The organism is Mesorhizobium sp. GW821-FHT04C10, from assembly GCF_059420305.1.
In genome coordinates, this window is sequence record NZ_JBWKTL010000001.1 from 201224 (window position 1) to 214902 (window position 13679).

The 13679-nt window shown below is 64.0% G+C and carries 9 protein-coding genes; 5 read left to right on the top strand and 4 right to left on the bottom strand.

What is annotated here, in order from left to right; all coding sequences use genetic code 11:
• The first annotated feature begins 116 nt into the window (after positions 1 to 116).
• Positions 117 to 1109 (top strand): adenosine kinase, encoded by a 993-nt coding sequence (locus AC07UC_RS00945; RefSeq protein ID WP_140769904.1) that lies wholly within the window; start codon positions 117 to 119, stop codon positions 1107 to 1109.
• A gap of 434 nt (positions 1110 to 1543) precedes the next feature.
• Positions 1544 to 2245, top strand: a complete 702-nt coding sequence (locus AC07UC_RS00950) for an antitoxin Xre/MbcA/ParS-like domain-containing protein (RefSeq protein ID WP_494903489.1) — start codon at positions 1544 to 1546, stop codon at positions 2243 to 2245.
• Positions 2246 to 2273: 28 nt separating this feature from the next.
• On the opposite strand, the gene AC07UC_RS00955 is transcribed toward AC07UC_RS00950, so the two are convergent.
• On the bottom strand, positions 2274 to 4553 hold the full coding sequence (locus AC07UC_RS00955) for an NADP-dependent malic enzyme (RefSeq protein ID WP_202324783.1): 2280 nt from the start codon (positions 4551 to 4553) through the stop codon (positions 2274 to 2276).
• Between the two features lie 256 nt (positions 4554 to 4809).
• Here AC07UC_RS00955 and mutS point away from each other — a divergent pair, with 256 nt between their 5' ends.
• On the top strand, positions 4810 to 7497 hold the full coding sequence (gene mutS, locus AC07UC_RS00960; RefSeq protein WP_494908874.1) for a DNA mismatch repair protein MutS: 2688 nt from the start codon (positions 4810 to 4812) through the stop codon (positions 7495 to 7497).
• On the opposite strand, the gene AC07UC_RS00965 is transcribed toward mutS, so the two are convergent.
• The 3 genes from AC07UC_RS00965 to AC07UC_RS00975 form a co-directional block, all read right to left on the bottom strand.
• Positions 7498 to 8343, bottom strand: a complete 846-nt coding sequence (locus AC07UC_RS00965; protein WP_494903492.1) for an aldo/keto reductase — start codon at positions 8341 to 8343, stop codon at positions 7498 to 7500.
• Between the two features lie 93 nt (positions 8344 to 8436).
• The gene (copM, locus tag AC07UC_RS00970) at positions 8437 to 8829 is read right to left on the bottom strand and encodes a CopM family metallochaperone (RefSeq protein ID WP_140769913.1); all 393 of its coding nucleotides are present in this window, start codon (positions 8827 to 8829) and stop codon (positions 8437 to 8439) included.
• A gap of 43 nt (positions 8830 to 8872) precedes the next feature.
• Positions 8873 to 11389 (bottom strand): heavy metal translocating P-type ATPase, encoded by a 2517-nt coding sequence (locus AC07UC_RS00975; RefSeq protein WP_494903494.1) that lies wholly within the window; start codon positions 11387 to 11389, stop codon positions 8873 to 8875.
• Between the two features lie 193 nt (positions 11390 to 11582).
• Between AC07UC_RS00975 and AC07UC_RS00980 the strand changes: the two genes are divergently transcribed.
• Together AC07UC_RS00980 and AC07UC_RS00985 are read left to right on the top strand one after the other, a co-directional pair.
• The gene (locus AC07UC_RS00980; RefSeq protein WP_494903496.1) at positions 11583 to 12386 is read left to right on the top strand and encodes a glycosyltransferase family 25 protein; all 804 of its coding nucleotides are present in this window, start codon (positions 11583 to 11585) and stop codon (positions 12384 to 12386) included.
• Between the two features lie 370 nt (positions 12387 to 12756).
• Entirely contained in the window at positions 12757 to 13554 is a 798-nt protein-coding gene (locus tag AC07UC_RS00985; RefSeq protein WP_494903498.1) for a glycosyltransferase family 25 protein, read from the top strand.
• The last annotated feature ends 125 nt before the right edge of the window (positions 13555 to 13679 follow it).

Consider the following 13679-nt stretch of genomic DNA (forward strand, 5'->3'; position numbering starts at 1 on the left):
CTGGGGCCATCCCGCCAAAGTTGAGTGTCGTGCTCTAGGCAAAGCTGCCGTTAATCGCTAAACCCGCGCCCGGCCAGCGTGGCAAGAAGCCGGCTCGGGTTTTGGCGGAGATATTGATGCCGGATTATGACGTGCTTTGCATCGGCAATGCCATTGTCGACATCATCGCCCAGTGCGAGGAGGAATTCCTCGAAACCAACGGCATCATCAAGGGCGCGATGAACCTCATCGATACGCGGCGCGCCGAACTGCTCTACAGCCGCATGGGCCCGGCGATCGAGGCCTCCGGCGGCAGCGCCGGCAACACGGCGGCAGGCGTCGCCTCCTTCGGCGGACGCGCTGCCTTCTTCGGCAAGGTCTCCAACGATGCGCTGGGCGAAATCTACGCGCACGACATCCATGCGCAGGGCGTCGCCTTCGACACCAAGCCGCTCAAGGGCGAGCCGCCGACGGCGCGCTCGATGATCTTCGTCACCCCCGACGGCGAACGCTCGATGAACACCTATCTCGGCGCCTGTGTCGAACTCGGCCCCGAGGATGTCGAGGCCGAAAAGGCCTCGGGCGCCAAGGTCACTTACTTCGAGGGCTATCTGTGGGACCCGCCGCGCGCCAAGGAGGCGATCCGGCAGACGGCCAGGCTGGCACACGCGGCAGGCCGCGAAGTGTCGATGACGCTTTCGGATTCGTTCTGCGTCGACCGCTACCGTGACGAGTTCCTCGAGCTGATGCGCTCGGGCACGGTCGACATCGTCTTCGCCAACAGCCACGAGATCAAGTCGCTCTACCAGACATCGTCCTTCGACGAGGCGGTGGCCAAGATCCGCAAGGACTGCAGAATAGCCGCGGTGACCCGTTCTGAAAAAGGCTCGGTCATCGTGCGCGGCGACGAGACCGTGGTCATCCAGGCGACGGCGATCCGTGAACTGGTCGACACGACGGGCGCAGGCGATCTCTACGCCGCCGGTTTCCTGCATGGCTACACGCAAGGCCGCGACCTCAAGACCTGCGGCGACCTCGGCTCCCTGGCGGCCGGACTGGTGATCCAGCAGATCGGCCCAAGGCCAAGGCAGAATCTGCGCCGCGAGGCGGAACTGGCGGGGTTGTTGTAGGGACAACTGCTGATCTCCCCCCTTGTGGGGGAGATGGCCGGCAGGCCAGAGGGGGGCGCTGTCCCGCTGGCATTTCCGACGTTTTATTTCATAGCTTCAGGGCTCAACACCTGCCGAGAGCCGGGGGCACGGCATAAGCATCGCTACGTAGCGATCCTTCGCCCCCTTTGCCCTGCCGGGCATCTCCCCCACGAGGGGGGAGATCGGCAACTTCACCGTCGCGTTACTGTCACATATCACCCCTACACGAAACCGTGAGTGTCCCGTGACTGACATTTCGGGACGCCCGCAACCAGATGGGGTGTTGAAAGATGCAAGACAGCAAGCTGTCGGGCAGCGCGATGCGTTGCCGCCACGATCTTCGTTTTCCGCAATAAAAATTCAGCAATCGGCCGCGGCTGAGGGAGGAACGCGCGCGGCCAGAAGACATATGCATGAGCAGATTTCAGCCACCTGGTCCTGGACAGGACGACTTCGCGGAAATGGTCGCGGAGGACGTCGAGCGCGCGCTTGCCCATTATGACGAGGCCATAAACCAGTCCACCGTGGTGTCGGTCGGCAAGATCGCCGGCAGCATAGCGTCCGCCGTCACCTTGCTGTCGCCGAAACACCAGCGCGCCATCGACGCCATCCATGCCGACCTTCCCGGCCTGGCCTCGAAATTCGTGCGCGCGCTGGCAGCGGAAGCCGCGCGCCGCAGCGAAGCCGGCACTGCCGGGGCCACAAACCAGTTGACGGCTTCGCTGGCCGATGAGCCGCTTCCTGCACCGCCACGGTCCGACGACCTCGAATCGATGCTGATCGAGGACTGGGCCGGTCGTGTCGCCGGTTCGACCTACCTGGAAGAAAACCTGGGCATCGCCCGCTCGACCCTGCATCGCTGGCAAAGGCGCGGCGACGTCATCGCCTTGCGCAAGGGAGGCCGCAAACACGTCTTCCCGCTGGCGCAGTTCGTCGACGGCAGGCCTGTCGCAGGCATAAGCGACGTGCTCAAGCAGATCGGCAATCCGAGGCTGGCGTGGCTATGGCTGACACGCCCCACGGCACAGCTCGACGGGCGCATTCCAATCGACCTGCTGCGCGCTGACGAAGTCTCGGATGTGATCGAGGCGGCGCGGGCGTTCGCGCCGGGCTGAAGCTCTCATCCGCTGCCCGGACCGCTCCTCAAGTCCCCGCCGTGTACGCCGCGATCACCGCCATGTTGACGATATCGCTATCCTTGGCGTTCAGCGAGACGATCTGGACCGGCTTGTTCAAGCCGACCAGCAGCGGGCCGATGACCGTCGAGCCGCCGAGTTCCTGCAGCATCTTGGTCGAGATCGAGGCCGAGTGGAAGGCCGGCATGACCAGCACATTGGCCGGACCGGTGAGGCGGATGAAAGGGTACTGCGCCATGGCGCGCGCGTTGAGCGCGACGTCGGCGGCCATTTCGCCGTCATATTCGAAATCGACGCGGCGCTTGTCGAGGATGCGAACCGCTTCCTGGACGCGCTCGGAGCGTTCGCCCTGCGGATGGCCGAAGGTGGAATAGGCGAGCATGGCGAGCCTCGGCTCATAACCCATGCGGCGGGCAAAGCCTGCCGCCTCCTCGGCGATGTCGGCGATCTGTTCGGCGTTCGGCATGTCGTGCACGGCGGTGTCCGCGACCAGCACGGTCTTGCCCCGCGCCAACACGATCGACACGCCTATGACGCGGTGGCCGGGTTTGGCGTCGATGACGCGCCTGATATCGTCGAGCGCGGTCGAATAGTTGCGGGTGACACCGGTGACGATGCCGTCGGCATCGCCCAGCGCCACCATGCAGGCGGCGAAGTGGTTGCGGTCATTGTTGATCAGGCGCTGGCAGTCGCGGAACAGGAACCCCTTCCGCTGCATGCGCTCATAGAGATAGTCGGTGTAGATGCCGTTGCGGCGCGACAGCCGCGCATTGATGATCTCAATGCCTTGCTTGTTGAGGTCGATGCCGGCGTGCTTGGCGTTTTCCTTGATGACATCGTCGCGGCCAAGCAGGATGGCGGTGCCGAGCCGCTGGTTCACATAGGAGACGGCGGCGCGCATCACCTGCTCCTCCTCGCCTTCGGCGAAGACGATGCGCTTGGGCTGGCGGCGCACGCGGTCGTAGATGCGTTGCAGAGTCGAAGCGATCGGGTCGCGGCGGGCCGACAGTTCCTGTGCGTAGCGGTCGAGGTCGAGGATCGGCTTGCGGGCGACGCCGGAGTCCATCGCCGCTTTGGCGACGGCCAGCGGAATGGCCGAGATCAGGCGCGGATCGAACGGCACCGGAATGATGTAGTTGGGGCCGAATTTCGGCCGGTTGCCCTGGTAGGCGGCGGCGACGTCGTCGGGCACGTCCTGGCGCGCCAGTTCGGCGAGCGCCCTGGCCGCGGCGATCTTCATGTCGTCATTGATGGTGGTGGCCCGCACGTCCAGCGCGCCGCGGAAGATGTAGGGGAAACCGAGCACGTTGTTGACCTGGTTCGGATAGTCCGAACGCCCGGTCGCCATGATGGCGTCGGTGCGGATCTCGGCCACTTCCTCCGGCGTGATTTCGGGATCGGGATTGGCCATGGCGAAGATGATCGGGTTCTTGGCCATCGATTGCACCATGGCGGTGGTCAACGCGCCCTTGGCCGAGAGGCCGAGGAAGACGTCGGCGCCGTCGAGCGCCTCGGCGAGGCTGCGCGCGTCGGTCTTGACCGCATGCGCCGACTTCCACTGATTCATGCCTTCGGTGCGGCCCTGGAAGACCACGCCCTTGGTGTCGCACAGGACGATGTTTTCCGGCGCGAAGCCCATCGCCTTCATCAGCTCTATGCAGGCTATGCCGGCGGCACCCGCGCCATTGCAGACCAGCTTCGTGGTCTTCATGTCGCGGCCGGTGACTTCCAGCGCGTTGATCAGGCCGGCGGCCGAGATGATGGCGGTGCCGTGCTGGTCGTCATGGAAGACGGGGATGTCCATCAGCTCGCGCAGCCGCTGCTCGATGATGAAGCATTCCGGCGCCTTGATGTCCTCGAGGTTGATGCCGCCGAAGGAAGGACCGAGGAAGCGCACGCAATTGATGAACTCGTCGGCATCCTCGGTGTCGACCTCGAGGTCGATGGAATCGACATCGGCAAAGCGCTTGAACAGCACCGCCTTGCCTTCCATCACCGGCTTGGAGGCCAGCGCGCCGAGATTGCCGAGACCAAGGATGGCGGTGCCGTTGGAGATGACGGCGACCATGTTGCCGCGCGTCGTGTAGTCGAAGGCGCGGCTCGGATCCTCGGCGATGGCGCGCACCGGCACGGCGACGCCTGGCGAATAGGCGAGGCTCAGATCGCGCTGCGTCGTCATCGGCTTGGTGGCGACGATCTCCAGCTTGCCAGGCCGGCCCATGGCGTGGAATTCGAGCGCTTCCTGCGCGCTGACGGACGGACCGCTGTTCTCGGTTTTCCTGGCCATGATGCTTTTGATTTCCTCGCCGGTGCAGCACCTCCTTGAAGCGGGTGCTTTGTTTCGGTCCGAATTAAGACCACGCACCGCCGCGTGTAAACCGCCACCACGCCTGAATCGCGGATCATGGGGGAAATTGCCGGCACTTCCCGCCTCGGTCTTCCCCTGCTTTTCGAAGCCCCGGCATTAAACCCGGCCATCACATCTGCTAGCGTGCCGGGCCATGAACATGCACAGCCCCAACGAGCCCGACGCCCCCGAGGTGATGACGCCGCCACAGCCCGGCACGGCCGCAGTGACGCCGATGATGGAGCAGTTCATCGAGATCAAGGCCGCAAATCCGGATTCGCTGCTGTTCTACCGCATGGGCGATTTCTACGAGCTGTTCTTCGACGACGCCGAAAAGGCGAGCCGCGCGCTGGGCATCGTCCTGACCAAGCGCGGCAAGCACCAGGGCCACGACATCCCGATGTGCGGCGTGCCGGTGCATGCGGCCGACGATTATCTGCAGAAGCTGATCGGCCAAGGGTTCCGCGTCGCCGTCTGCGAACAGATCGAGGATCCGGCCGAGGCCAAGAAGCGCGGCTCCAAATCGGTGGTGCGCCGCGACGTGGTGCGGCTGGTGACGCCGGGCACCATCACCGAGGACAAATTGCTGGCGCCGTCGGAATCAAGCTTCCTGATGGCGCTGGGGCGGGTGAAGGGCGGCGCGGACCATTCCTTCGCGATTGCCTGGATCGACATCTCGACAGGCGCTTTCCGCGTCGCCGAGACCACCGCCGACCGGCTGCTCGCCGACATCTTCCGTGTCGATCCGCGCGAGCTGATCGTCGCCGAACCGGTGTTTCATGATCCGGAGTTGAAGCCTGTGTTCGACGTGCTTGGCCGCGTCGCCAACCCGCAACCGCCATCGCTGTTCGATTCGGCCTCTGCCACCGGGCGCATCGCCCGTTTCTTCGAGGTGGCGACACCGGACAGCTTCGGCACGTTTTCGCGGGCCGAACTGTCGGCCATCTCGGGCGCCATCGCCTATGTCGAGAAGACGCAGAAGGCCGAACGCCCGCCGCTGTCGCGCCCTGAACGCGAAGAGCAGGGCTCTACCCTGTTCATCGATCCGGCGACACGCGGCAATCTCGAGCTGTTGCGAACATTGTCGGGCAGCCGCGAAGGCTCGCTGTTCAAGGCGATCGACCGCACGGTAACCGGCGGCGGCGCAAGGCTGCTCGCCGACCGGCTGATGGCGCCGCTGACCGACCCGGCGGCGATCGGCGCAAGGCTGGACTCGGTGTCGTTCTTCCGCTCCGAAACGCGGCTTTGCCAGGCGGTGCGGGCGAGCCTGAAAAGCGTCGCCGACATGCCGCGCGCTTTGTCCAGGCTGGCGCTCAACCGCGGTGGCCCGCGCGACCTCGGCGCGTTGCGCGCCGGCTTCGAGGCGGCGGGCGCCATCGCCGAGATCTTTGCAGCGATCACCCTGCCCCAGGAATTGGCTGGCGCAATGGCCGCTATCCAGGCGCTGCCCCAGGCGCTCGCCCAGCATCTGGTGCAGGCGCTGGGCGAGGAACTGCCGCTGCTCAAACGCGATGGCGGCTTCGTTCGCGGGGGCTACCACCCGGAACTCGACGAGATGCGGGCGCTGCGCGACGAGTCGCGAAAAGTGATCGCCGCGTTGGAACGCTCGCTGATCGAGGAGACCGGCATCCGTTCGCTGAAGATCCGGCACAACAACGTGCTGGGTTACTATATCGAGGTGACCGCCAACCACCACGCGGTCATGACCGGCAGCGATGGCGCCAAGGCGCGCTTCATTCACCGCCAGACCATGGCCAATGCCATGCGCTTTACCACCACCGAGCTTGCCGAACTCGAAACCAAGATCGCCAATGCCGCCGACCGCGCGCTGAGCATCGAACTGGCCGCCTTCGATGCGCTGACGGCGCAAGCCGTCGGCGAGGCCGAGGCGATCCGCGCCGGCGCCGAGGCGCTCGCCATACTCGACGTGTCGGCGGCACTGGCGCTTCTGTCGGAAAGCGAAGCCTGGTGCCGTCCGGTGGTGGATTCGAGCCTCGCCTTCGAGATTTCCGGCGGCCGGCATCCGGTGGTCGAACAGGCCTTGCGCCGTTCCGGCGAAGGGCCGTTCGTCGCCAATGATTGCGATCTCTCGCCGGAGGGGAGCGCCAAGAACGGCGCGATCTGGCTGCTGACCGGCCCGAACATGGGCGGTAAATCGACCTTCCTGCGGCAGAACGCGCTGATCGCGATCCTGGCGCAGACCGGGTCATTCGTGCCGGCGGCATCGGCCCGTATCGGTGTCGTCGACCGGCTGTTCTCGCGCGTCGGCGCTTCGGACGACCTGGCACGCGGCCGTTCGACCTTCATGGTCGAGATGGTCGAGACGGCGGCCATCCTCAACCAGGCCGGCGAGCGGGCGCTGGTGATCCTCGATGAGATCGGCCGCGGCACCGCCACTTTCGACGGCCTGTCGATCGCCTGGGCGGCGGTGGAGTATCTGCATGAGAAGAACCGCTGCCGGGCGATCTTCGCTACCCATTTCCACGAGATGACGTCGCTGGCCGGCAAGCTGGCGCGGCTGCACAACGTCACCATGCGGGTCAAGGAATGGGAAGGCGACGTCGTCTTCCTGCACGAGGTCGGCAAGGGTGCGGCCGACCGCTCCTACGGCGTGCAGGTGGCACGGCTGGCCGGCCTGCCGGAAGCGGTGGTGGATCGGGCCAAGGCAGTCCTGCACCAGCTGGAAGAAGGCGAGGTTTCCGGCAAGACCAACCGGCTGGTCGACGACCTGCCGCTGTTTTCCGTGGCGATGAAGCGGGAAGCGCCGAAGCCGGTGAAAAGCGATGCGCTTGGCGCTGCCCTCGGCGAGATCAATCCTGACGAGATGACGCCACGGGAAGCGCTGGAAGCGCTGTACCGGCTGAAGGGATTGGCCGGGAAGTAGTCAGATCATCTCCAGCCCGCGCTTGCGGGTCGGCGGGGGGAAGGCGCGGTCGAGATCGGCGAGGTCTTCGCCCGTAAGCGCGATGTCGAGCGCGGCAAAATTCTGGCGGACGTGCTCCTGGCTGCTGGCCTTCGGGATTGCGACGACGCCGTCCTGATGCATCACCCAGGCCAGGGCGATCTGCGCGGCGGTCGCATTGTGGCGGGCGGCGATGGCATCGAGCCTGGCGTTGCGCGCCAGTGCGCCCTGCTCGACCGGCGAATAGGCCATCAGCGGGATGCCGCGCTGCCGGCTCCAGGGCGCCAGATCGAACTCGAGGCCGCGCCGGACCAGATTGTAAAGCACCTGGTTGGTCTGGACGTTGCCGCCGTCGGGCAAGCCGGCGAGCTCCTCCATTTCCTCGGTGTCGAAATTGCTGACGCCCCAATGGCGGATCTTGCCGGCCTTCTTCAAGGCCTCGAAGGCCTCGACCGTCTCCGCCAAAGGCACGCTGCCCGGCCAATGCAAGAGATAGAGATCAATGCGGTCGGTGCGCAGGCGCTTCAGGCTGTTCTCGCAGGCGCGTTGCACGCCCGCGCGCGAAGCGTTCGACGGTAGAACTTTTGAAACCAGGAAGACCTCGGCGCGACGCCCGGCAATGGCCTCGGCGACCACTTCCTCGGCGCCGCCGCTGGCGTACATTTCGGCGGTGTCGATCAGCGTGATGCCAAGGTCGATGCCGAGCTTGAGCGCATCGACCTCGCCAGCACGGCGGCGGGAATCCTCGCCCATCTTCCATGTGCCCTGGCCGAGAACAGGTATGGCCTCGCCAGACGGCAACGCGGTGGTTCTGACGCTCGACGGCATGGCAGGCTCCAGTTGAGGCCCGATCGCATCACAGGCCGGACGAGAAATCCAGAGCGTTCTCGCCGCAGCCTACCGTGCGATGCCTCGAAAGCTCTATTTCACCGGATGGGCGGCAAGCCAGTCCTGCATCTGCTTGATCTCGGCTTCCTGGGCGGCGATGACGCCTTCGGCCAGCTTGCGGATTTCCGGGTCCTTGCCGTTGGCAAGCTCGACCTTGGCCATGTCGATGGCGCCCTGATGATGCGGGATCATGCCGCGAACGAAATCGACGTCGGCGTTACCGGTATACTGCGATGCCATCATGTCGGCATGCATCTTGTCCATCGCCGCCTTGTAGCCTTCGGTCGAAGGGCTGGTCGCGTCCGTCGACATGCCGGCCATGTCGTGTTTCATCTCTTCGCTCTGCGCCGGAACGCTTTCGAGGAAGACGGCGAGCAGCATTCCGGCCGCCATCAGCAAAAGCACGAGTTTCTTGGCCAAGGTCATTCATGGTCTCCTGTTGGTTGGATTTCGTATTTGGGGGCTTGGATCAGAGTTTCAACGTCCGCAGCCGCAATGCGTTCGCGATGACCGAGACCGAGGACAGGCTCATCGCCGCCGCCGCCAGCATCGGCGACAAAAGCATGCCGGTGAGCGGATAGAGCACGCCGGCGGCCACCGGCACGCCAAGGACATTGTAGAGGAAGGCGAAGAACAGGTTCTGCCGGATGTTGCCGATCGTCGCCTGGGCCAGCGTCCGAGCCCGAACAATGCCGTTGAGGTCGCCCTTGACCAGGGTGATGCCGGCGCTTTCGACCGCGACATCGGCGCCGGTGCCCATGGCGATGCCGACATCGGCGGCGGCCAGGGCCGGCGCGTCGTTGACACCGTCGCCGGCCATGGCGACACCGGCGCCCCTGCGGCGCAGTTCGTCGACCAGAGCTGCCTTCTGTTCCGGCAACAGTCCGGCACGAACCTCGTCAATGCCGAGACTCCCGGCGATAGCCCTGGCCGTGCGCTCATTGTCGCCCGTCGCCATGATGATCCTCAGGCCGCTGTCATGCAGGGCCTTGATCGCTTCGGCGGTGGTTGCCTTGATAGGATCGGCGACAGCGACGATGCCGGCCAGCGTCTTGCCGGCAGCGACAAACATCACCGTCTTGCCTTCAGCCTGCAGCGCCTCCGTCCTGGTGGCGATGGAGGCGATGTCGATACCGAGATCGGCCATCATCGCCGCATTGCCGAGCGCGACCTTCTGTCCCGATACGGTGCCGAGAACACCCTTGCCGGTGACCGCCTCGAAATCGCTGGCCTCTGCGATCTTCAGGTCACGGGAGCCGGCGCCCTCGACGATTGCCTCGGCAAGCGGATGCTCCGAGCCTTTTTCCAGGGCGGCGGCAAGCGCCAGCAATTCATTCTCAACGATGCCCCCGGCAGCGACAACATCGGTCAGTTTCGGCCGGCCTTCGGTCAGCGTGCCGGTCTTGTCGACGATCAGCGTGTCGACCGAGGCGAAGCGCTCGAGGGCGGCGGCTTCCTTGATCAGCACGCCGGCATGCGCCCCGCGCCCGGTGGCGGTCATGATCGACATCGGCGTGGCGAGGCCGAGCGCACAGGGACAGGCGATGATCAGCACCGAGACCGCTGAGACGACGGCGAAGATCAGGCTTGGCTCGGGGCCGAAGACCGCCCAGGCCATGAACGCCACGATGGCGACAAGGACGACCGCCGGGACAAAGTAGAAGGAAACGCGGTCGGCCAAGCCCTGGATCGGCGCGCGCGAACGCTGTGCCTTGGCGACGAGTTCGACGATGCGCGCCAGCGTGGTCTCGGCGCCGATCCGCTCGGCGCGCATGATCAGCGAGCCGTTCCTGTTGAGCGTGCCGCCGGTGAGCGCGTCGCCTTCGGCCTTTTCGACCGGCAGCGGCTCGCCCGTGATCATCGATTCGTCTATGGCGGAGCGCCCTTCAATCACGGTGCCGTCGACCGGCACGGCATCGCCGGGCCGGATGCGCAGGCGGTCTCCAGCCTGGACGCTGTCCAGCGGCACATCGGTCTCGGAACCGTCTTCGGCGATGCGCCGCGCGGTCTTTGGCGCCAGATCGAGCAAGGCTCGGATCGCCGATCCGGTCTTTTCGCGGGCGCGCAGCTCCAGCACCTGGCCGAGGAAGACCAGCGCGACGATGACGGCGGCAGCTTCGAAATAGACCGGCACCGCGCCGCCATGGCCGCGGAACTGATGCGGAAAGATATCCGGGAAAAGCGTGGCGACGACGCTGTAGAGATAGGCCGCACCGACGCCGAGCGAGATTAGCGTCCACATGTTCGGACTGCGGTTGAGGATCGACTCCCAGCCGCGGTGAAAGAAGGGAAAGGCGGCCCAAAGCACGACCGGGCTTGCCAGGGCCAGCTCCAGCCAGGTTTTTGTCCGATCGCTGACCAGGGTTTCAAAGCTCAGGCCGACCATCGGCGCCATGGCGATGATCAGAAGCGGGATCGACAAAGCCGCGCTGACCCAGAACCGCCTGGTGAAGTCGACCAGTTCGGGATTTGGCCCTTCATCGCCGGATGGTACGCCCATCGGCTCCAGCGCCATGCCGCAGATCGGGCAGGAGCCGGGCTTGTCGCGGATAATCTCGGGATGCATCGGGCACGTGTATTGCGTGCCTTTGGGTGCCGGCACCGGCGCCGGCCTGTCGCTGAGATAGGTTTGCGGTGCCGCCTCGAATTTCGCCTTGCAGCCGGCGGAGCAGAAATAGAAGCCCTGGCCTTCATGGCGCACGAAATGCTTCGCCGTCGAGCGGTCGACGCTCATGCCGCAAACAGGGTCGGTGGCCGTCATGTATTTTTCCGGCTCGGCCTGGAATTTCGTGCGGCAACCTTCACTGCAGAAATGATAGAGGCGGCCGCCATGCTCCGATGTCGGCTTGCCGGCGTCCGGATCCACGGTCATGCCGCAGACCGGATCGCGCAGAACGGCCGTATCGGCACCCTTCGAAGCGCAACAGCTTCCGTGTGCGCCATGCGAATGGTGGTCGCCGCGATGGTCATGGTCTGAATGCGTCATTCCAGGAATGCCTCTATCCTCTGCCTGTTTGCGGAGGTAGTGCTTCCAGTAACTGGAAGGTCAAGGGCTGTTTTGATTTTTCGTGTTTCCAGATCCAACCCAGGCTGTTCGCCCCGAAAAAAGCCCACATTCCGTAGCGCAGCCTGCTAATATAATGCCGATCCCTCCAACGCGATGCCGATCCCGTTAAGACATGAAGTGTCTGGTCATCAATCTTGATCGGTCTCCTGACCGCCTTGCCCATATTGCGGCGGAGTTTGCCCGCGTCGGCATCGCCTTCGAGCGAATCGTCGCGATCGACGCGCGTGACCATCCCGACCTGATGCTGCAGCCGCAGCATGCGATGTATTCCATCCGGCGCCTGTCCCACAGCGAGATCGCCTGCATGCACAGCCATCGCGCCTGCTGGGCCATCATCGCGCAGGACAACGCCCCTTATGGCGCCGTCTTCGAGGACGACATCGTGTTTTCCGCGAAAGCCGGGGCCGTGCTTGCCGATGTGAACTGGATTCCGGCCGATGCCGATGTCGTCAAGCTCGAGACATTCTTCATTAAGACCATGACACAGAGGAAAAGAACCGCCGTCGGTCACGGCTTTTCCTTGGTCAGGCTCCGCAGGAACCACGTCGGAACCGCCGGCTACATCCTGTCGAGGCAAATGGCGCGCGACCTCCTCGATGCTACCGCACAGGCCAGCGCGGCGGCCGATGATCTCGTCTTCAATCCGGCGTTCCCCACGTCGGGCGAAAAGACGATCTACCAGCTTGTCCCCGCGCTTTGCGCACAGGATCAGTTCGTCGGCCACAGACTGCCAAGCCTGCTTGTCGAGGAACGCGACGCGGCATGGGACGCAAGCGGGCTAACCATCAAACGCAGAAGGCCGGTCACCGAGAAAATATGGACGGAGACCAGACGCGTCGTCGAATGGATCATTGATTACTGCCGAATGCGGCGATACACGGTCGTCCCCTTCGATCCGCCCGAAGCAGACCGATAGACTTGTTTCCAGGCTCAGGCAGCTTGATGCCAGGTGCCGTTAAAACGCATATAGACATCCATGAAAAAAAGTATTAGCAGACACCGCTGTCGGAAATTGCTTAACCTCATCGAGGAAAATCTTTAGCCTCACTTCGAATTCTGCCTTTCTGCCTGCAAGATCGAATAGAAAATTTCTCCTGCTTCCCTCTGTATGTAATTCTTGGAAGATGGGCCGACTTTAAATCCTGGCTTTCATCTGCGACATGAAATCCACTCAAAAAAAATCAACAACAATACCATCACCTGTGCTAGACTGCTCCTGCGGTGCTTTACGACTCATGCCGGCTCCGTGAAGGCAAAGATTTCGTAAGAAACAGTTCTTAGAAAAAATGAAGCGCCTGGTCATCAATCTCGATCGGTCTCCCGAGCGGCTTGCCCACATGACAGGGGAGTTTGCCCGCATCAACATCGGGTTCGAGCGGGTCGCGGGCATCGATGCAAAGCAGCATCCCGAGCTGGCGCTGCAGCCACAGCACGCGATACACGCCATCCGGCCGCTTGCCGGCAGCGAGATCGCCTGCCTGCACAGCCATCGTGCCTGCTGGACGATCATTGCCCAAGACGATGCCCCGTACGGCGCCGTGTTCGAAGACGATATGGTCTTCTCCTGCAAGGCGGGGGCCTTGCTGGGCGATATCAGTTGGGTGCCGGCAGACGCGGATGTCGTGAAGCTCGAGACGTTCTTCTCCAGAACCGTGGTCCAGAGGAGAAGGATCGCCGCCGGCAACGGTTTTTCCGTGGCCCGGCTCCGCAAGGGCCATCCGGGGGCCGGGGGTTATCTCCTCTCGCGGCAAACGGCACGCGACTTTCTGGAGGCGACGGCGCAGATCAACATAGCTGTCGATGATCTCATCTTCGACCCCATCATGTCAGCCGGCAAGACGGTCTACCAACTTGTTCCCGCCTTGTGCGCACAGGACCAGTTCGTTGCCGACAGGCTGCCAAGCCTGCTTGATCAGGAACGGGATGCCGCGCGAACCGCGAGCGGGCTTATGACAAGGCGCAGGAAGCCGACAGCGGTGAGAATCACGAGAGAGGCCGGACGAACCATACGGTGGATCGCCGACTTCTGCAGATTCCGGCGACACATTGTCATACCCCTCGATCCGATCGAGGCAGCGAACTAGCGGTTCATCGCTTCACGGAAGCCGAGTGCTTCCCCGAGAGAACCGTTTCACACTTTCCTGGACTTGCTTCAGCCCTCGCGCCGGCCCCATACCCAGCGCCGCGAAAACGCGCTATAGACGCCGCC

Bases quoted from the DNA above. Each gene is read 5' to 3' on its own strand.
- AC07UC_RS00945 (WP_140769904.1), top strand. From the start codon at position 117: ATGCCGGATTATGACGTGCTTTGCATCGGCAATGCCATTGTCGACATC.
- AC07UC_RS00950 (WP_494903489.1), top strand. From the start codon at position 1,544: ATGAGCAGATTTCAGCCACCTGGTCCTGGACAGGACGACTTCGCGGAA.
- AC07UC_RS00955 (WP_202324783.1), bottom strand. From the start codon at position 4,553: ATGGCCAGGAAAACCGAGAACAGCGGTCCGTCCGTCAGCGCGCAGGAA.
- mutS (WP_494908874.1), top strand. From the start codon at position 4,810: ATGACGCCGCCACAGCCCGGCACGGCCGCAGTGACGCCGATGATGGAG.
- AC07UC_RS00965 (WP_494903492.1), bottom strand. From the start codon at position 8,343: ATGCCGTCGAGCGTCAGAACCACCGCGTTGCCGTCTGGCGAGGCCATA.
- copM (WP_140769913.1), bottom strand. From the start codon at position 8,829: ATGACCTTGGCCAAGAAACTCGTGCTTTTGCTGATGGCGGCCGGAATG.
- AC07UC_RS00975 (WP_494903494.1), bottom strand. From the start codon at position 11,389: ATGACGCATTCAGACCATGACCATCGCGGCGACCACCATTCGCATGGC.
- AC07UC_RS00980 (WP_494903496.1), top strand. From the start codon at position 11,583: ATGAAGTGTCTGGTCATCAATCTTGATCGGTCTCCTGACCGCCTTGCC.
- AC07UC_RS00985 (WP_494903498.1), top strand. From the start codon at position 12,757: ATGAAGCGCCTGGTCATCAATCTCGATCGGTCTCCCGAGCGGCTTGCC.